The sequence below is a fragment of the Maricaulis sp. genome, from assembly GCF_015665295.1.
In the GTDB taxonomy this organism is placed as follows: Bacteria; Pseudomonadota; Alphaproteobacteria; order Caulobacterales; family Maricaulaceae; genus Maricaulis.
The window spans coordinates 108,577-128,085 of sequence record NZ_JADFAJ010000003.1 but is presented as its reverse complement, the minus strand read 5'-3'; the positions used below and the strand labels follow the sequence as shown (position 1 = coordinate 128,085).

The window sequence follows — 19,509 nt, the reverse complement described above, 5'->3', positions numbered from 1 at the left end:
CGCCATGGCGAGAACCATTAATGTTGCCGGCCTCCAGGCCGCCTTCGGCACCGATATGGACGCCAATATCGCCACGGTCAGCGCGCTGATCAGGGAGGCCGCCAGCAAGGGTGCCCAGGTCATCCTGCCGCCGGAACTCTTCCAGGGCCCCTATTTCTGCAAGGTCCAGGACGAGGCTCATTTCGCCAGCGCCTGGCCGGCAATGGAGCATCCTTGCGTCACCGCGCTGCAACCGCTGGCGGCCGAGCTGGGTGTGGTCATCCCGGTCTCGATCTATGAGCGCGACGGGCCGCACTACTATAACTCACTGGTCATGCTGGACGCGGATGGGTCTGCGCTGGGTGTCTACCGCAAGAGCCATATCCCGGACGGGCCGGGTTATATGGAGAAATTCTATTTCCGGCCGGGCAATACCGGTTTCAAGGTCTGGGATACCCGGTTCGGCAAGGTCGGGGTCGGTATCTGCTGGGACCAGTGGTTCCCGGAAGCGGCCCGCGCCATGACCATGCTGGGGGCGGAAGTCCTGCTTTATCCGACCGCGATCGGGTCCGAGCCGCATGATGACAGTCTCGATACCGCCGCACGCTGGCAGCGGGCCATGCAGGGGCATGCGGTGTCGAATGTGATCCCGGTGATTGCCGCCAACCGGATCGGTGACGAGGAGGGTCAGCTGTTCTATGGATCGTCCTTCGCCGCCAGTCATGCCGGCGAAAAGATTTCCGAGCTGGGTCGCAGCGAGACCGGAATCGTCTCGGCAACGTTTGATCTGGATTACCTGCAGCGCCATCGCGCGGCCTGGGGGTTTTTCCGCGACCGGCGTCCCGATCTCTACGAGCCCTATTTCACGCCGCGCTCGTCCTGATCGGCAGGCTCGCGCCGGGCACTCGCCCGGCGGCGGCCGGTCGGCAGAAGCATCACCACCACGAAGGCGACAGCAATGGCCGGCCAGCCAAAGGCGATGGCCTGGTCAGTCTGCCCCTGGGTCAGGCTGAGAGCTGAGGCGGTCAATCCGCCGGCGGTTACGGTTGCTGCCGTGAGCAGCATGGCAAGGCTGTAGCCCATGCATTCCTCCAACACCCCCGTGTGGTCGTTACGATCGACCCCTCTGTGGCACTACCATGGCAGAAATCGCCTAACACTTGGTTTCCGGATGCGCGGCGCTGTTGGACAGGGGCGGGCGTGAGGGTGGACAGGCGGCTTGTGAATCCCCGTTCTGAAAAGAACTTTGATATGTAAAGTCGAGCTGCATCAGTCAGAGGAGAACGACATGCAGACCGACATGCAGACAGACAGGCAGACCGACAGGCAGATCGGGATCAATGCGAATGGCAAAGCGACGCCGACCTTTTGGCGCTTGCACAAGACAGGTCGAAACCGGATGGCCGTTGCCGTCAGTCTGGCCTGTCTTGTCGTGACAGGTATGGGCGCCGGCGCCGCAGCGCAAGGGGCCGCTTCGCCTGCCTTGCCGGCCGACGCTCTGGCCAGCCTGATCGGGGAATGGCAGGGCACGGGCTGGTCGGCGATGCCGGATGGCAGTCGCGAGAATTTCGACATTTTCGAGCGTGTCGAGCGGGCCGCCGGCGGCCATGTCGTGATGATCCGAGGCGAGGGATTTGCCCCGGCCGGGTCCGGCCGCGACGGTCGCCCGGTTCACGATGCCGCCGGTTTTGTCAGCCTTGGGAGCGATGGCTACCGCATGTTCGCGGCCACTGCCCGGGGCGGGCCGGAAAGCCATGCCATGACGATCACCGAGACCGGCTATCACTGGGAAATCCCGCTGGGACCACAGGGCCGGGTTGTCTTTGACGCGGTGATCGACGGTCAGAGCTGGGTCGAGACGGGTCAGTATTGCGACCCGCAGGGCATGTGTTACCCGACCCTGGAAATGACGCTGACCCGTCGCCTCGACTAGCCGTGGCCGGTCACCAGGGCGCCCAGAATGCCGTCAATGATGAATTGTGCGGCGAGGGCGGCCAGGATGACACCGAGGATGCGCGTGATCATGGCGGCCATCGAGTCGCCGATCACCCGCATCACCGGGCCGATCAGCAGGAAGGTGACCAGGCAGAAGACCAGGATCACACCGGCTGAACCCAGTACCACCCATTTTTCCATCCAGCCGCCGGCATCCGACATGTAGAGCATGACGGTCGCGATCGCGCCGGGACCGGCCAGCATGGGGATCGCCATCGGGAAAACCGAGATATCTTCCCAGGTTTCCGGATGGGCATCGTGCTCGCCGATGATCCCCTCGGCCCGTTCCTCGCGGCGTTCGGTGCGTTTCTCGAAAATCATTTCCAGTGCCATCAGGAAAAGCAGGACGCCGCCGGCAATGCGGAAGGCGTCGAGGCTGATATGCATGGCGTCCAGAAGCCAGCCGCCGGCCAGGGCGAAGCCCAGCAGGACGCCGGCAGCGATGATCACCGACTTGATGGCCATGGCCCGGCGGTGGGCCTTGGGCGCGCCTTCGGTCAGCGCGGCGAAAATCGGCGCGACACCGGGCGGGTCGATGGCCACGAAGAAGGTGACCAGGGCGGAGGTGAAAATCTCGAGCATGGCAATCAGTCCTGTCTGAGCCGCCCGCATAACCGGGCCGACGGGCGAGGTCACGGAAAATCTGGTGCAGGGCGGCGCAGGCTTGCCATGCAATAAAGCAAAACGACCGGAAAGCGCCGAATTGTCTTGTCGCGACAGGGGGGGGCAGTCCACGCTTGAACAAACGGGGGAATTCTTCATGACTGGACTGACACGGCCGAGGCCTCTGGCCGGGCTGCTTCTGGCTGGCGGCATTTTTGCCGGACTGGCCGGTTGCGGGGCTCCGGCGGCCGAGGATGGCCTGACCCTGCATCGCGGCAATCGTCTCGAGCCGGGCAGTCTGGATCCGGCGATCGCCGTCATCATGGATGAGCGCACCATCGTCGCCGACATGTTTGTCGGCCTGTATGAAGCCGGTCCCGACGGCCTGCCGACCACAGGCCTGGCCGAACAGGTCCTTGTCTCGCCGGACGGGCTGGTCTGGACCTTCACCCTGCGCGAGGCGGTGTGGTCAGACGGGTTGCCGATCACTGCGGCGGATGTCGTCTTCGGCCTGCGCCGGACGCTCGATCCGGCCACGACCAACCAGTATGCCGCGCCGCTTTTCCCGATCGCCAATGCCGAGGCGGTCTATGCCGGCCGGATGACACCGGACGCGCTGGGCGCTGTCGCGCTGGACGATGCGACCGTCGAGCTCACGCTGGAATACCCGACGCCGTACTTGCCGAGTATCCTGATGTATTGGGGCCAGCCCATGCCGCGCCATGCGGTCGCCGAACACGGCCCGGCCTGGGTCCGTCCCGGGAATATCGTGACCAGCGGTCCCTTCACCCTGGCCGACTGGCGGACCGGGAATTTCATCCACCTTGCCGCCAACCCGGTCTATTACGCCGCCGACCAGGTCTGCCTCGACAATGTATATTTCTATCCGACCATCGACACGGCTGCCGCCGAACGCCGGGTCCGCAGCGGCGAGCTTGACCTGAACGTCGAATTCTCGGCCGCCAGTACCGACTTCCTGCGTGAGCGCAATCCCGAGATCGTGCAGACCGTGCCGGGCCTCTATATGCGCGGCATCGACTTCAATACCCGGGCCGCCCCGTTTGACGATCTGCGTGTGCGCCGGGCCCTCTCCCTGGCGATCGACCGCCGTTTCATTGCCAACGAAATCCTCGGCGGTGACGACATGCCGATCTGGCGCCAAGTGCCCGAGGGCATTCCCGGCCGGGCCGAGGGCGTTGGCCTGGATTATGCCGACACCGATATCGAGACCCGCCGTGCCGAGGCGCGGGACCTGCTGCAAGCCGCCGGTTTCGGACCGGACAATCCGCTGCGCTTCACCCTCTTCTACCAGCCCGCCGCCGGCTGGCCGCGCGTCGCCCCGGTGGTGCAGCAGGACTGGCGCCTGATCGCGCCCTGGGTCGAGGCCGAGGTGTCCTCACGCGACAGCCAGATCCATTATGCTGCCATGCGCGTCGGCGATTACCAGGCCGGGACCACGTCCTGGGTGCCGGACTTTCTCGACCCCTATGGCATTCTCCTGCAATGGGAGACGCGGGCCGGCGAGATCAATTATACCGGCTGGAATGACCCCGCCTATGACGCGCTGACCGAGGAAGCCCTGCACACGGTCGATCCGGTCCGCCGCTCGGCCCTGTTCGGCGAGGCCGAGCAGATGATGCTCGACGCCCACCCGACCACCCCCATCTTCATCGAAGCCACCCGCCGCCTCGTCTCCCCCCGCGTCACCGGCTGGGTGACCAATCCGGCGGGCATCAATCAGAGCCGCTGGCTGTGTGTGGCGGAGACGGAGTAGGGGAGTCATGCCAGCCGGGGGTGATCGCCTCACCCTCACGCCGGCCCTCGACCAGCAGCCAGCTCTCCTCCCAGCGCGGTTCCGGCACAGGCCCGCCGGCCTGCCGGGCCCGGCGGATGCGTTCGGCATCCTCCTCGATCTGCAGGTCGAGCTCGACCTCTTCGACGCTGGCGCCGACGGCCTTGTACCAGGCCGCCCTGGCGGCGCGCCGGGTTGGTCTGGTGGTGATGCCAGGCAACCGGACGAGCTCCGTCCTCCCAACGCCCCCGGATCACCAATCCGGGCCTCGAGTGACGCGGGACGGGAGGATTATGGGGCAGGCGAGAAGGGGGGCGGATAAGTTTTGTGAATCGGCGCGTTTTCCCTCTCCCCGGGGAGAGGGTGGCCGCAGGCCGGGTGAGGGGTAAATCCCTGTGACCGCAGGAGGAATCCCCCTCATCCGCCCTTCGGGCACCTTCTCCCAAGGGAGAAGGACGGGTGCGCAAGGCGGGGATAAGCTGCCTATCTTTCCGGTCAGGACGAAGCACCGCGTCGGACTTGCGCCGCCAAACTCACCCTCCATTTTTGCCGGGCGAAGACCCGGGGCCGACGGAGCGAGCTTTCAGGCGATGAGTCCCCCGTCGGTCCCGGATCGTGCTGACGCACGTCCGGGGAAAATGGCGTGGGCGTTCGCTGCAATACCAACTCCACCCTGTCATCCCGGACGCAGGCCCGGCCCTGAGCCGGGCGGAGATCCGGGACCCATTGTCGCGAAGGCTCGCCGCACCGGGCGTATGGGTCCCGGGTCTGCGGCCCGCTTTCGCGGGCCATTCGCCCGGGATGACAACAGGAAACTCGTGCGAGCACAAAAAAAGCCCCGGCGTTATCGCCGGGGCTTTCTCGTCAGGGCTGAGCCGAAGCCCTAGTCCTGGAACATGTCGCCATAGCGGTGACGCGGGCGCTTTTCCCAGTCGCGGCGGTGGTAGACGTCGGAGGCGATGACCGGGGCCACGGTGGACGCCTCGGCGAACACCATCTGTTCCAGGGCGACGTCGACCTTGCCCCAGGAGCAGGCTTCCTTGAGCGTGGAGGAGGAGCAGGCGCCGTCGCGGACGTCGGCGACGGTGATCTGGACGGCATAGGCGTGCATCGGGACTTCGACGCCGAGGATTTCGGCGCAGACGACCGTGTCCTGGGCGAAGTTTTTCGGCACGCCGCCACCGACCATGAAGAGGCCCGTCTTGCCGGCCTTGATCTTGATGTCGGTGAGTTCGCGGAAATCGGCGACGCTGTCGATCGAGAGATAGGGCTTGTTGGCCTTCATCCGCTCGACCTGGTGCTTGACCAGGCCGAAGCCGGCGGAACAGTCCGAGAAGGCCGGGCAGAAGATCGGCACGCCCTGCTCATAGCATTCCTGTACCAGCGAGCCCGGCTTCTTGGCATTGCCGTCGGCCAGCCATTTGCCCATCGCCTTGATATAGGAGCGCGAGGAGCGCGGGCCGGGCTCGAGCATGTCGGCGATCTCAAGCGTGGCATGGTCGCAGGCCTGCAGCTCTTCCTCGTCGATATAGGTGTCGTAGATACGGTCGATATAGAGGTCGCGCAGCTCGCGGTCGTCCGGGATCTCCTTCGCCTGGTAGTGCTTGAAGCCGAGGGCTTCGAAGAAGTCCATGTCGACGATGGAGGCACCGGTCGAGACGATGGCGTCGACCATGTTGTTGCGCACCATGTCCCGCCAGACATGCATGCAGCCGCCGGCCGAGGTCGAGCCGGCCAGGGTCAGGATGACCGAGCAGTCCGGATCGGCGACAGCCTGTTCCAGGATGCGCGCGGCGCGCGCGGCATCGCGCGAGGTGAAGGACATCTTCTCCCAGGCGTCAATCATGTGACGGCCGTCAAAGGCGGTGATGTCGATATGTTCGACCGGGCTGGAAAGCAGCTCGGCCTTGCGGTTTGAGTTCTCGCTCATGTGTAGCTCCTCGGGCCTGTCAGATCAGGCCGCAAATGGTCAGGCGCGGCGGCGCAGGCGCGGCCGACGACGGCGGGCGCGGGCGAAACTGATGACCTTGGCGTCGTCATCCTCGGCCAGGTCGGACTGGGCCTCGAACATAGACGGCCACGGCATATCCTCAACCGCGACGCGTTCGATCGCGCCGAAACCGTTGAAGTCGGTCGCCAGGGCGGTGCCATAGGCGCCGAGCATGCCGATCTCGATGACATCGCCTTCACGAATGTCGGCCGGCAGTTCGAACGGGCCGGGAATGGCATCCAGGCTGTCACAGGTCGGACCGAAGAAACGGAAGGAGGCGGTCGGCGCGTCGATATCCCCGCGCGGGCGGTGCAGGCGGACCGGGAAGGGCCATTTCGCATGCGCCGCGTCGAACAGGCGGCCATAGGCGCCGTCATTGAGGTAGAGGGCGTCACCCTTGCGCAGCTCGACCCGGGTCAGGACGGACTCGGCCTCGGCCACCAGGGCCCGGCCGGGTTCGCACCACAGGTCGGCATTCTCCAGCACCATCATCTCCTCGAAGGCGTCCTCGATCGCCGTGACATAATCGTCGAGCGGCGGCGGGGTCATGCCCGGATAGATGGAGGGGAAGCCGCCCCCGACATCGACAATGTCGACGGTGACACCGGCCTGCACGATCAGGCGCGAGGCTTCCAGCATGGCGGAACGATAGGCCGAAGGCTGCATGCACTGGCTGCCGACATGGAAGCTCACCCCCAGCTCGAAGGCATGGGCGCGCGCCTTGCGGATCAGCTCGGCCGCCTCATAGGCGGGCACGCCGAACTTGCCGGCGAGCGAGAACATCGCCCCGTCATTGGACACCGCCAGACGCACGATCAGCGTGACGTCATCAGCGTGATTGGTCTCCTCGACGATCTTGGCGAGCTCGGCTTCGCAATCGAGCGCGAAGATGCGCACGCCGAATTCATAATAGGCGCGACGAATGCTTTCGCGGCTCTTCACCGGATGCAGGAAAGCCATGCGGCTGTCCGGGCAATGCTCGGCGACAAGCTGGATTTCCGGAATCGAGGCGACGTCAAAGAAGCGCGTGCCGGCCTTGTGCAACGCCTGGAGAATCCAGGGTGCCGGGTTGGCTTTCACAGCGTAGAGGACTTCGCCCGGGAAATTGTCCTGGAACCAGCGCCCTGCTTCGGCAACGCGGTCCGGGCGTACACAGACGACCGGACTTTCTACGTGCCGCGAACGGACCAGGTCCAGGGGAGTATGGTACGTGTGCAATTCACGTGACCCCCTGCTCGTTGTTAACCCAATCCGGCATCGTCACCTCCGCCGGGAAGAGCGCGATTAAAGTCAAATTTCGGGTGTGTAAAGCGGGAAATTTGCGGCGACCGAATTTTGGCTTCGTCATGGCGTCCTCCGGGTCGGAGCGGGCAGGCTGCACGAGGCAGGGCGAGGCCGGACGACGGTCGCGCATTGCTCCCTGTAACGCAACCCGCAGGAATAAATCCGTACCCGGAACGAAGTACAGTTTGAGACTCGAAAGTCTCTTATTTCGCGTATAATCGTAATGACAGCAAAGAGCCTGTCACATTCCGCGATGTCACAAAAATTTCAAACGCGAATACTTCGGTTGTGGTGGTTTTGCCACCGCGTCGAATTTCCCTGTCAGGACAGCATCTAGCGGGTCAGAGCCCGCGGCCGCCCCAGTGCTGGTGGCAGCTCCGGCCAGCGTCCGGTTCGGAATCCGGCCTTCGTTGTCACGCGGCCGTAACAATGCTGATGTCTATCCGCCTCCCGAGCGAACGGGGCGGAACGGGTCCCCCCGATCAACGGTCTAATTCATTCCTTCCCGGGGGACTTTCATGTCGGTGACGAAAAACTTCCGCAAGCTTCTGCTTGTGTCCACCTCCTGCGCATTCTTCGCAGCCTGCGCGGACACCTCCATCTCTTCGCCTGGCAATACCAATGTCGGTACGCCTCCGGGCGGCGGCGGTGGTGGTGGCGGTGGCGGCAGCCAGACCACGATCGATCTGATCCCGGCCGGCGGCTGCGGTACCGGTTCGGTTCGCGAGACCTCGGTCACCAATAACGACATCACGATCAATGCCTGTGAGATCACCGGCAACATCACCCAGAACACGGTGATCGCCGCCAATGCCGGCGTGATCATCACCGGCCCGGTCTTCGTCGGTCTCGACGGCGGCACCTCGGTGACCCTGGAAATCGGCGCTGGCGCCACCCTGTTCGGTTCGGCCGGCTCGGACTACCTGGTCGTCACGCGCGGCTCGCAGATCGAAGCGGTCGGCACGGCTGACGCTCCGGTCGTCTTCACCTCGCGCTCGGACATTGAAGGCACGGCAGCGCCGCTCGATCGCGGCCTCTGGGGCGGCCTGATCATCAATGGTTTCGCGCCGATCAATGCCTGTATCGACGGCACGGCAGTTGGCGGTTCGGCCGATTGCGAAAAGTCCGGCGAAGGCTCGTCGGGCCTGTTCGGCGGCGACAATCCGGCCGACAATTCGGGCATCCTGCGCTATGTCCAGGTCCGCTATGCCGGCTTCCTGATCAACAATGAAGACGAGCTCAACGGCATCGCCTTCCAGGGTGTCGGCTCCGGCACCGAGGTCGACTACGTCCAGGTCTCCAACAATGCCGATGACGGCATCGAGATGTTCGGCGGTACGGTCGATGTCAGCCACCTCGTCCTGACCAATATCCGCGATGACAGCTTCGATTATACCGATGGCTGGATCGGCCGCGCCCAGTTCGTCCTCGTCCGCCAGTCCGGCGATGATGCCGACCAGGGTTTCGAGTTCGACAACCGCGGTTCCAACAACACGCTGCTGCCGCGCTCCAACCCGCGCATCTCCAACTTCACCCTGATCGGTGAGCGCAATGCCGCCGAGAGCGACCAGGGCATGCTGCTCCGCGCCGGTACCGCCGGTGAGCTCTACAACGGCATCGTGGTCGATTTCGGCGAGGATTGCCTCGACATCGACGACCAGGAAACCTTCGACCGTATCGGCGCCTCCGGCGCTGCCGGCGATGAAGACATCATCATGCAGTCGATCGTTCTCGATTGTACGACGAACTTCGACGAAAGCGCCGGCGACACCGTCGACGTTTCGACCTGGTTCCTGGGTCAGCCGAACAATGCCGAGATCGACAACTCGATGTCGGATGTCTTCCCGGGCCCGGTCGAACTGGCCGTCACGGCGTTTGACATCAATGGTCTCGACACCTGGTTCACCGATGTTGATTACATCGGCGCCTTCTCGGGTGCTGAAACGGCTGCCTCGAACTGGGCTGCCGGCTGGACGTTCAACCTGTTCGCCGATCCGGGCTGCCCGACGGGCACCACGGAATCTGCCGAGACGCTCAACGGCCAGCGCATCTGCCAGCTGACCGGCAATGTCACTTCCGACCTGCGCCTGACCCGTGGCTCGATCTACGAGCTGGCAGGGCCGGTCTTCGTCGGTGTTGACCGCGGTCCCGATCCGGCCAGCCCGCTGCCGTCCGGCATCGAAGTCGAGCTGACCATCGATCCGGGTGTGACCGTCTTCGGTTCGGCCGGTTCGGACTACATCGTCGTCACCCGCGGTTCCACGATCCGCTCGAACGGCACCCGCACCGCACCGGTCACGCTGACCTCGCGGTCCGACATCGAAGGTACCGTCGGCGCCAATGACCGCGGTCAGTGGGGCGGCCTGATCATCAATGGTCGCGCACCGATCAATGCCTGTATCGACGGCACGGCTGTCGGCGGCAGCGTGGATTGCGAAAAGTCGGGTGAGGGTTCCTCCGGTCTCTTCGGCGGCGCCACGCCGACCGACGACTCGGGCAATATCTTCTACACGCGCCTCCTATATGCCGGCTTCCTCATCAACAATGAGGACGAGCTGAACGGCATCGCCTTCCAGGGCGTCGGTTCGGCGACGGAAGTCGATTATGTCCAGGTTCACAACAATGCCGATGACGGCGTCGAGATGTTCGGCGGCGCGGTCGATGTGAGCCACCTGGTGCTGACCGGTATCCGTGATGACAGCTTCGACTACACCGATGGCTGGATCGGCCGGGCCCAGTTCGTGATCGTTGCCCAGGCTGGCGATGATGCCGACCAGGGTTTCGAGTTCGACAATCGCGGTTCCAACAACACGCTCCTGCCGCGCTCCAACCCGCGTATCTCCAACTTCACCCTGATCGGTGAACGCGGCGCGGCCGAAAGCGACCAGGGCATGCTGCTCCGCGCTGGTACTGCCGGTGAGCTCTACAACGGCATCGTGGTCGACTTTGGCGAGGATTGCCTCGACATCGACGACCAGGAAACCTTCGACCGTATCGGCGCCTCCGGCGCTGCCGGCGATGAAGACATCATCATGCAGTCCATCGTTCTGGATTGTACGACGAACTTCGACGAAAGCGCCGGCGACACCGTCGACGTTTCGACCTGGTTCCTGGGTCAGGCCAACAATGCCGAGATCACCCACACGATGACGGGCTTCGCCTTCATCCCGGGCAATACCGGTGTCGTGCCGGGCGCGACCGAACAAGCGGTCACCGCCTTCGACATCAATGGTCTCGACAGCTGGTTCGTCGACGTCGATTACATCGGCGCCGTCGAGGATGCCAACGACACCTGGTACCAGGGCTGGACCTTCCGCCGCACGCAGTAACGCAAAAGCCTGATCCGGTCGGCCTTCGGGCCGGCCGGGGATGGTGTCTGTCAATCGCAGTCACATGGTGATGAAGATGAAAACCACTCGATTTGCGCTCTCGGCTGCGTTGCTGGCGTCTACGACGCTCGTGCCGGTCGGCGCCCTCGCCCAGGACAATGATGAAGATGTCATCGAAGTCCGCTTCCAGTACATTCCTGACGATCGCCGGGTGACCTCGGAAGTCGCTGCCTCGCTCTCGATCGACGATCTCGAGACCACAGGCGACAGCGATCTCGCCTCGGCCCTGGTCCGCGTGACCGGCCTGTCCACCGTGGGCGGTCGCTTCGTGGTCGTTCGCGGCCTCAATGAGCGTTACTCCAACACCCTGCTCAACGGCTCGCCAATGCCGTCGCCGGAACCCTTCCGGCGTGCAGCCCCGCTCGACCTCCTGCCCACCAACGTGCTTTCCAACGTGCTGGTCCAGAAGACCTTCTCGCCGGAATTCCCGGGTGAGTTCGGTGGTGGCGTGATCGGTATCGAAACCGCAACCCTGCCGGATGACCGCTTCTTCAGCGTCTCGATCGGTGCCAGCGGCGATACGGTCACGACCGGCAATCACGGCCTGACCTATGCCGGTTCGGATACCGACTGGATGGGTTATGATGACGGTCTTCGCGACATGCCGGCCGAACTGGCCGCCGTGTTCAACACGACCCGCGTCGGCAACAACCTGCCCGCAACCCAGCAGCAGGCCATTGGTCGCTCGCTGGTCAATTCGGAACTCTGGGTCGTCCAGCAGATCGATACCGACGCCAATGGTTCGATCTCGCTCGAGGCCGGTGAGCGCTTCGACTTCGACAATTTCTCGCTCGGCATTCTCGCCTCGGCTTCCTACTCGAACGAGTGGGAAACCCGCGAAGGCCAGCGCGGCAAGGGCGCCATCGGTGCCGGCGGCGTGCTGATCTATGAAAACGGTCCGCCCAGCGAAGACCGTACGGGCCTTGCCCCGCTCGGCGAAGGCATCAACAACTTCTTCGGCACCGAGAATTCCATCGAAGCCTCGGGCCTGGTTTCGGTTGGCGTGGACTTCTACAACGACCACTCCATCTCCTTCCTCTCGATGGCGCTGCGCTCCACCTCGAAAGAGGCGCGGATCGAAGAGCAGTTCAACGCCGGCTCTTCGGCGGTCCTGCGTGGCGATTACACCGAGTGGTTCGAACGCCAAGTCATTTTCAACCAGCTGCGCGGCGAACACCTGTTCGACAGCCTTGGCGGCCTGGCGCTGGACTGGCGCCTGTCCGATGCGACCGCAACGCGCGACGCGCCCTATCAGCGTTTCGTGAACTACCAGTTCGAGGATTCTGTCGGCACCTATCGCTACGAGGGCGACATCAACGACAACTTCACGCGCTTCTCGGAGATCGAGGACAGCACGCAGGATGCCGGTTTCGACGTCACCCTGCCGGTGTCCTTCGGTGGTCTGGATGCCGAGCTGAAAGCCGGTTACGCCAATACCAGCCGCGAGCGTGATGCCTATACCCGCCAGTTCGCCTTCGAGCAGGGCTCGCAGGGGATCCCGGCCGACCTCCTGTTCTCGCGCATCGACTACATCTTTGCCGAGCAGAACATCGTCGACGAGCGTCTCCGTCTCGTCGAAACCGGCGGTCTGACCTTCCCGGAAGCCTATAACGGTACCCTGGATGTCGAGGCCTATTATGCCGGTATCGATGTCGGTCTGACCGACTTCGTTCGGGCGGCTGTGGGTGCACGCTTCGAAGAGGGCACCCAGGAAGTCGACACCTACGCCTTCCCGGCCAGTGCGGCTGACTCGGGCCTCGTCGAGACCCGGATCTCGGAAGACTATGTGCTTCCGGCCCTGACCCTGACCTGGACCTTTGCCGACAATCTCCAGCTCCGCACCGGTTACTCGCAATCGATCGCCCGCCCGCAGTTCCGCGAGCTTGCTTTCGCCGAGTTCTTCAACACCGATACGGATCAGCGCTTCCAGGGCAACCCGTTCCTCGTCAATACCGAGATCGAGAGCTATGACGCGCGTCTGGAATACTATTTTGGTCGCGACCAGTTCGTCACGGTCGGCGCCTTCTACAAGGTGCTGGACAACCCGGTCGAGGAATACATCATCCCGATCGGCGACGGTCTGAACACCTCCTTCATCAACGCGCCGGAAGCGACGTTGACGGGGGCCGAGTTCGAGTTCGAGAAGACCTTTGATTTCTCGGATCGCTTTGACGGTGCCTTCTTCAATGACCGCGAGTGGTTCATCAAGACGAACTACACCTACATCCAGTCGGACGTGTCCGCGGATGGCACGGTCACGATCGCCCAGGGTGCCTTCGGCAGCCCGTCCGCGATCGAGCTGAATGCTGCCGGTTTCGTGGACGATGGCCGTGCCCTGCAAGGCCAGTCGGAGCACCTGTTCAACCTGCAGGTCGGTTTCGAAACCTTCGACGGCCGGGCCCGCGGCGCACTGCTCTACAACTATACCGGAGAGCGTACCCGTGCCGTGGCCAACCTGTCTGATGATCTCCCCGAGATCGTCGAACAGCTGCCGTCCTCGCTCGACTTCGTCTACTCGCGCACCCTCGAACTGGGCGGAAATGACTGGGACTTCGGTTTCTCCGTCCGCAATATCCTGGGTAGCGATTATGAAGCCACCCAGTCCGCCGGCGGTGTCGAACTGCCGGTCGACACCTACGATATCGGGACCTCGCTGAGCCTTTCAGTGAGCCGCACCTGGTAGTCAATCAGAACGGGGCGAGCCGACCGGCTCGCCCCGTTTTCGACTTGATCCAAACAACCCGACGATAAACCGCGAAACGTCGTAAAACTAACGGCGAACCGTCGTAAAACTGACGTGCAGCGCGTGTATCCGAAACCGGTCCCTGTTCATGCAGCCGCCATCTGTGCGTCTGGCTCCGGGGCGTGCAGGCGGGCGCTGGAACTTATGACGCAAACACCGACATTGGGGCAGGCTCGGCGTGACCGGACACAAATGCCCATGCCGGTCCGCGTCGCGATCCGCCTCGCCGAACTGGGCCTTCTGATCGCCCTGACCTTCGTCGCCGCGCGCCTGATCTGGCTGATCGCCTTCGGGGCCAGTGCCAGTGATTTCCAGCAGGACAGCCTGGACCGCGCCATCGGAGCGCCGGCCGTCGGCAACTATGCCGCTGATCTGTCCCGCCTGCGCGATACCCGCCTGTTCAATGACCCGCGCGCAAGGCCGGCCGATGCCGGCGCACCCGCCGAGATTCCCGAAACCCGCCTGGCACTCGTCCTGCGCGGCGTCCGTCGCGGTGCAACCGCCGAGGCCGGCGGTGCGATCATCCAGACGCCGGACAACCGTCAGCGCTTCTTCCGGGTCGGGGCTGAAATCCTCGACGGGGTGACACTGGAGGCGGTGCTTGTCGACCACGTCCGGATCTCCCGCCGCGGTATTGCCGAGCATCTTTATCTGCGCCCCGAGGATGCCGCCGCTGCCCGCGCAGCGACCACACCGGACGCCGCAACCCCCCTATCGGGCCAGCCCGTCGCCGACCGGCGCGGTCAGCTGGAGGATGTCGGCGGCCTGTTCCAGGTCCGCGCGATCTACAGCGGTGACACGATGACCGGCTACCGCATCGAGAGCGGCAATGAGGCCATGCTGTCGGTCCTCGGCCTGCGCACCAGCGATGTCGTGACCGCGATTGAAGGCCGGCCTGTTGGCGCGATCACCGACCTGTCCGCCTTGCTGGACGGCGAGGACGGCCGTGAGGCGATCCGTTTTTCCATTTCCCGGGGCGGCCTGCCCCTGACCCTGTCGAGGACACTGCCGCAATGACCCTGTCTGCGAAACATGCCCTGACGGCGCTGTGCGCCCTTTTCGTCCTTGTCGCCGCGCCTGCGTCGCGCGCGCATGCCCAGGACCAGGTGGTCAATTTCAACCAGGCCGAGATCCAGGCCGTCATCGACGATGTATCTGCGGTGACCGGCTTTACCTTCATTGTCGATCCCAATGTGCGCGGACGGGTCACCATCACCTCGCAGGCGCCGCTGACCTCGGACCAGTATTTCCAGGTCTTCCTGTCGACCATGCGGGTGCATGGTTACACCGTCGTGCCGACGGCCTCGGGCGCTTACCAGATCGTGCCCGACCAGGCCGGCGCGCGTTCGGCCAACCCGGTCAATTCCAACCTGCGCGGCGACCAGTATGTCACCGCCGTGGTGCGTCTCAATCATGTCGCCTCGCGCGATGCCCTCGCCGTGGTCCGACCGCTGGTCGGGGCCCAGGGCAGCGTCAATGCAACCGAGACCGGCAATGTGCTGGTGATGGTTGATTATGCCGAGAACATCGCCCGCCTGCGCCAGGTGATCCGCGATCTCGATCGCGATACCTCGGTGGTGGAAATGGTCGAGCTGACCAATGTCTCGGCCGCCGACATGACCCGCATCCTGCAACAAATGCGCACCCGCTCCGGCGCGGGCGAGGACGAGACCCTGTTCAATGTCGCCATCGCGCCGATCCCGGCGTCCAACACCGTCCTTCTGCGCGGCAATCGCGAGGCGGTCGACCAGATGATGGCGCTGGTTCGCCGGGTCGACAGTGTCAGCCAGTCCAATCAGAGCTTCCGGGTGATCTATCTCAGCCATGCCGATGGCGAGGGCCTGCTGCCCATCCTGCAGCAAGTGGTCGACACCATGGCCTCGACCGATGGCGTCACCCGCTCGCCTTCCGTCTCGCACCACGCGCCGACCAATTCTCTGGTGATCAATGCCGAGCCCGACGTGCAGCGCCAGCTTGAACTGGTGATCCGCCAGCTCGACATCCGCCGTCCGCAGGTCCTCGTTGAAGGCATCATCGTCGAAATGTCCGACACCACGGCCCAGGAGCTTGGCGTCCAGATGCTGCTGGCGGGCGGCGAGGGTGACACGCCGCTGGCGATGACCCGTTTTTCCTCCAACAATCCGGACCTGCTGGCGCTGACCGGTGCCGTCACCTCGCCGGGTGATGATGACAGCGATCTCAACACCACGCTGCGCCAGGCCGCGATCAACTCCCTCCTCGGTGCGACCGGCGGCACGCTCGGGTTTGGCGGCCAGAACGGCAGCGGCAACCTGTTCGGCCTCGTCCTCAATGCCGTCCAGAGCGATGTGAATTCCAACGTGCTGGCAACGCCCTCCATCCTCGCCCTCGACAATGAGGAAGCCTCCTTCCTGTCGGGCCAGGAAATCCCGGTCACCACCGGCGAGGCGCTCGGCTCGAACAATGCCAACCCGTTCCGCACGGTCGATCGCCAGGAAGTGGGGGTGAAGCTCACCGTCCGGCCGCAGATCACCGAGGGCAATACGGTCCGCCTCTATATCCAGCAGGAAGTCTCCTCGGTCGCCGGTGTGGTCAACGCCGCCTCGACGGACCTGATTACCAACAAGCGTGAAATCGCGACCACGGTGCTGGCCGACAATGGCGAGATCATCGTGCTCGGCGGTCTGATCCGCCAGGAGGACGAGGAGTCCAATTCCGGCGTTCCGGGCCTGCGCCGCCTGCCCGGGGTCGGCCGTCTCTTCCGTTCGGAAGGTACCGAGGTCCGCCGCACCAATCTCATGGTCTTCATCCGTCCGACCATCATTCGTTCGGAAGCCGACATGCAGGCGCTGACCGACAACCGCTACGACTTCATCCGCAGCCAGCAGATCGCCGGCAGCGAAAACGGTACCAGTTCGCTGGAGTCGATCGTCGAGATGATGATGGTCGAGATGGGCCAGGCCGCGCCGGCCACAGCGGAGACCGCGGGTGACTGAGACCCTCGACAGCGCCCCTGACGCCACCGCTGACCGCAATCCGGTCACCTATTCTTTCGCGCGCCAGAAGGGCGTCGCCTACCAGCCGGCCGGTCCGGATGGCGCGGCGGCGGCTTTCCTGCTGCGCAGCGGGGCGGACCGGCGCGCACTTCTGGAGCTGCGCCGGGTTGTCGGGCGGACCTGTCCGGTGCGCGAGATCGCGGCCGATGTCTATGACCGCACCCTGTCCGACCTCTATGCCTATTCCGGGCTCGGGGCGGATGCGATTGACAGTGCAGGCGAGGGCGATGACAGCCTGACCCGCCTGATCGACGAGATGCCGCGCACCGAGGATCTGCTCGACAGTGACAGCGATGCGCCGATCATCCGCCTGATCAATGGCATGATTGCCGAGGCCGTGCGCACGGCCGCCTCCGACGTTCATGTCGAACCCTTCGAGGATCGTGTCTCGATCCGCTACCGGGTCGACGGGGTCATGCACGAGACCGCCTCTGTGCCGCCGCGTCTGGCGCCGCCCCTGGTTTCCCGCATCAAGGTGATGGCCCGGCTCGACATCGCCGAAAAGCGCATCCCCCAGGATGGTCGCCTGTCGATCACGCTGGGCGGGCAGTCCGTCGACGTGCGGGTCTCGACCCTGCCATCGCGGCATGGCGAGCGGGTCGTGTTGCGCCTTCTGGACAATTCGGCGGCGCGCTTCCGGCTTGGTGACCTGGGCATGCCGAGTGCCATGCTGGCCGATCTCACCAAGGCGCTGGCCCAGCCCAATGGCATCATCCTGGTGACCGGCCCGACCGGCGCCGGCAAGACGACGACGCTCTATGCGGGGCTCAACCTGCTCAATGAGCAAACCCGCAACATCCTGACCGTCGAGGACCCGGTCGAATACGCCATCGACGGCATCGGCCAGACCCAGGTCAACGCCAAGGTCGGCATGACGTTCGCGGCCGGGCTGCGCGCCATCCTGCGCCAGGATCCCGACATCGTCATGGTCGGCGAAATCCGCGATGCCGAGACTGCGCGCATCGCCGTGCAGGCCAGCCTGACCGGCCATCTCGTCCTGTCGACCGTCCACACAAATTCCGCCATCGCCGCGATTGCCCGCCTGCGCGACATGGGCGTGGAGAGCTATCTGCTGGCCTCGACCCTGACCGCCATTGTCGCCCAGCGCCTGGTACGCCGCCTGTGCGGGCATTGTCGTGAGGCCTGTGTGCCGGACGCCACCGAGCTGGACCTGCTCGGCCTGGCCGGGCGCAGCGATGTCACCCTTTACCGGCCTGTCGGCTGCAATCATTGCAAGCAGACCGGCTATGACGGCCGGACCGGGCTTTATGAACTGGTCATGGTCGATGACGGGTTGCGCAAGCAGATCCATGACGAGGCCCGCGAGTCCGAGATGGCGGCGCAGGCCTTCGCCAATCGGCCGACCCTGTTCCGCAACGGCGTCGAGCTGGCCCTGGCCGGAACGACCAGCCTGGCCGAGGTGCTGCGCGTCTGCCGCGAGGAGGGCGAGCGCCATGCCGGCGTTTGAGTATGAAGCCCTCGATGCCCGCGGCAAGAAGGCGCGTGGCCTGATCACCGCCGACAGCGAGCTGGCGGCCCGGCGCGCCCTGCGCGGCAGGGCGATGGCGCCGCTCGCGATCCGCCAGGCCGAAGCGCGGCGCACGCCGGGTTCCGGCGAGGCAAGCGGGCTGATGGACCGCCTGCGGCGGCAGGACCTGTCCTCGCGCGAACGCATGCTGGTGACCCGTCAGCTGGCCAGTCTTCTCGGCGCCGGCATGCCGGTCGCGGAAAGTCTTGGCCTGCTGGCCGAGCAGGGTGGTCGCCACCATATGCGCCGGGTGCTGATGGCCGTACGGGCGCGGGTCTCCGAAGGCGAGCGCCTGTCGGACGCCATGCAGGCTTTCCCGAAATCCTTCCCCGCCGTCTATCGCGCCATGGTCGCGGCCGGCGAGAGCGCCGGCGGGCTGGAGCATGTGCTCGCCCGGCTGGCCGATTATCTGGAGAAGGAAGAGGCCGTCGCCAACCGGATCACCGGGGCACTGGTCTATCCCGTTGTGCTTTCGACGGTCGCCATCGCGGTCATCGCCCTCTTGATGACCTTCGTTGTGCCGCGGATCGCCGAGCAGTTCACCGGCATGGGCATGGACCTGCCGGCCCTGACCCGTTTCATGATCGCCGCCTCCGGCGCGCTGACCGCCGGCTGGCCTTTCATTCTGGCCGGACTGGCCGCGCTGGTCATCGGGGGAGGCCTTGTGCTGCGGCAGCCCTCGGCGCGTCTGGCGCTCGATGGCGGGCTGGCCCGACTGCCGGGCCTGGGCGGTTTCCTGCGCAAGTCCGAAGCGGCCCGCTTTGCCCGTACCATGGGCATTCTGATCGAAAGCGGCGCCCTCCTGCCGGACGCGCTGCGGGCGGCCCGGCGGGCGGCGTCGAACCGCGCTTTCGCGATCCGGCTCGACCGGGTGCTGGGCGAGGTCGAGAGCGGCCGGGCGCTGACCGATGCGCTGCGGGCCCAGGCCTGGTTTCCGGTGCTGATGCTGTTCATGGTCGCCGCCGGGGAGCGCTCCGGGGCGCTGGGGGAAATGTTCCGCCGCGCTGCCGACCAGATGGACCAGGAAATTGACGGCGCCATCACCGTCGGCCTCAACCTGCTCGAACCCGGGATCATCCTGGTCCTGGGCGTCGTGGTGGTGGTGATCGTCCTGTCGATCCTGCTGCCCATCCTGCAACTCAACACTTTGGCTCTTGGCTAGGGAGGCGTC

Annotated in this window: 14 protein-coding genes; 9 read left to right on the top strand and 5 right to left on the bottom strand. The window is 64.8% G+C overall.

The window, feature by feature from the left end:
* The first annotated feature begins 4 nt into the window (after positions 1-4).
* Positions 5-862 carry an N-carbamoylputrescine amidase gene (gene aguB, locus QZZ02_RS02110; protein ID WP_291841923.1) on the top strand — a complete coding sequence of 286 codons (858 nt, stop codon included), beginning with the start codon at positions 5-7 and terminating at the stop codon, positions 860-862.
* On the opposite strand, the gene QZZ02_RS02105 is transcribed toward aguB, so the two are convergent.
* A complete protein-coding gene (locus QZZ02_RS02105; RefSeq protein ID WP_291841922.1) occupies positions 838-1,062 on the bottom strand; it encodes a hypothetical protein in 225 nt (74 codons plus the stop codon). The genes aguB and QZZ02_RS02105 overlap by 25 nt on opposite strands.
* Positions 1,063-1,267: 205 nt before the next feature.
* On the opposite strand from QZZ02_RS02105, the gene QZZ02_RS02100 reads away from it, so the two are divergent.
* On the top strand, positions 1,268-1,912 hold the full coding sequence (locus QZZ02_RS02100; protein ID WP_291841921.1) for a hypothetical protein: 645 nt from the start codon (positions 1,268-1,270) through the stop codon (positions 1,910-1,912).
* On the opposite strand, the gene QZZ02_RS02095 is transcribed toward QZZ02_RS02100, so the two are convergent.
* A complete protein-coding gene (locus QZZ02_RS02095; RefSeq protein ID WP_291841920.1) occupies positions 1,909-2,556 on the bottom strand; it encodes a MarC family protein in 648 nt (215 codons plus the stop codon). The genes QZZ02_RS02100 and QZZ02_RS02095 overlap by 4 nt on opposite strands.
* A gap of 178 nt (positions 2,557-2,734) precedes the next feature.
* Between QZZ02_RS02095 and QZZ02_RS02090 the strand changes: the two genes are divergently transcribed.
* A complete protein-coding gene (locus QZZ02_RS02090; RefSeq protein ID WP_291841919.1) occupies positions 2,735-4,351 on the top strand; it encodes a peptide ABC transporter substrate-binding protein in 1,617 nt (538 codons plus the stop codon).
* On the opposite strand, the gene QZZ02_RS02085 is transcribed toward QZZ02_RS02090, so the two are convergent.
* The 3 genes from QZZ02_RS02085 to QZZ02_RS02075 form a co-directional block, all read right to left on the bottom strand.
* On the bottom strand, positions 4,311-4,589 hold the full coding sequence (locus tag QZZ02_RS02085) for a hypothetical protein (RefSeq protein WP_291841918.1): 279 nt from the start codon (positions 4,587-4,589) through the stop codon (positions 4,311-4,313). The two genes, QZZ02_RS02090 and QZZ02_RS02085, sit on opposite strands and share 41 nt — an antisense overlap.
* Before the next feature lie 663 nt (positions 4,590-5,252).
* Positions 5,253-6,299 carry a deoxyhypusine synthase gene (locus QZZ02_RS02080; protein ID WP_291841917.1) on the bottom strand — a complete coding sequence of 349 codons (1,047 nt, stop codon included), beginning with the start codon at positions 6,297-6,299 and terminating at the stop codon, positions 5,253-5,255.
* A gap of 39 nt (positions 6,300-6,338) precedes the next feature.
* Positions 6,339-7,577: a type III PLP-dependent enzyme gene (locus tag QZZ02_RS02075; protein WP_291841916.1), complete on the bottom strand. Its 1,239-nt coding sequence runs from the start codon at positions 7,575-7,577 to the stop codon at positions 6,339-6,341.
* Positions 7,578-8,161: 584 nt separating this feature from the next.
* Between QZZ02_RS02075 and QZZ02_RS02070 the strand changes: the two genes are divergently transcribed.
* The 6 genes from QZZ02_RS02070 (at position 8,162) to QZZ02_RS02045 (ending at position 19,500) form a co-directional block, all read left to right on the top strand.
* Positions 8,162-10,972, top strand: a complete 2,811-nt coding sequence (locus QZZ02_RS02070) for a hypothetical protein (protein WP_291841915.1) — start codon at positions 8,162-8,164, stop codon at positions 10,970-10,972.
* 76 nt (positions 10,973-11,048) lie between these two features.
* Entirely contained in the window at positions 11,049-13,715 is a 2,667-nt protein-coding gene (locus tag QZZ02_RS02065; RefSeq protein ID WP_291841914.1) for a TonB-dependent receptor, read from the top strand.
* Positions 13,716-13,973: 258 nt separating this feature from the next.
* Positions 13,974-14,792 (top strand): type II secretion system protein N, encoded by an 819-nt coding sequence (locus tag QZZ02_RS02060; RefSeq protein WP_291841913.1) that lies wholly within the window; start codon positions 13,974-13,976, stop codon positions 14,790-14,792.
* Complete coding sequence (gene gspD, locus QZZ02_RS02055) at positions 14,789-16,750, top strand: type II secretion system secretin GspD (protein ID WP_291841912.1); 1,962 nt, start codon at positions 14,789-14,791, stop codon at positions 16,748-16,750. The genes QZZ02_RS02060 and gspD overlap by 4 nt, the downstream gene beginning before the upstream one ends.
* Positions 16,743-18,278 (top strand): type II secretion system ATPase GspE, encoded by a 1,536-nt coding sequence (gene gspE, locus QZZ02_RS02050; RefSeq protein ID WP_291841911.1) that lies wholly within the window; start codon positions 16,743-16,745, stop codon positions 18,276-18,278. The genes gspD and gspE overlap by 8 nt, the downstream gene beginning before the upstream one ends.
* Positions 18,265-19,500 (top strand): type II secretion system F family protein, encoded by a 1,236-nt coding sequence (locus QZZ02_RS02045; protein WP_291841910.1) that lies wholly within the window; start codon positions 18,265-18,267, stop codon positions 19,498-19,500. Before gspE ends, QZZ02_RS02045 begins: the two co-directional genes overlap by 14 nt.
* The last annotated feature ends 9 nt before the right edge of the window (positions 19,501-19,509 follow it).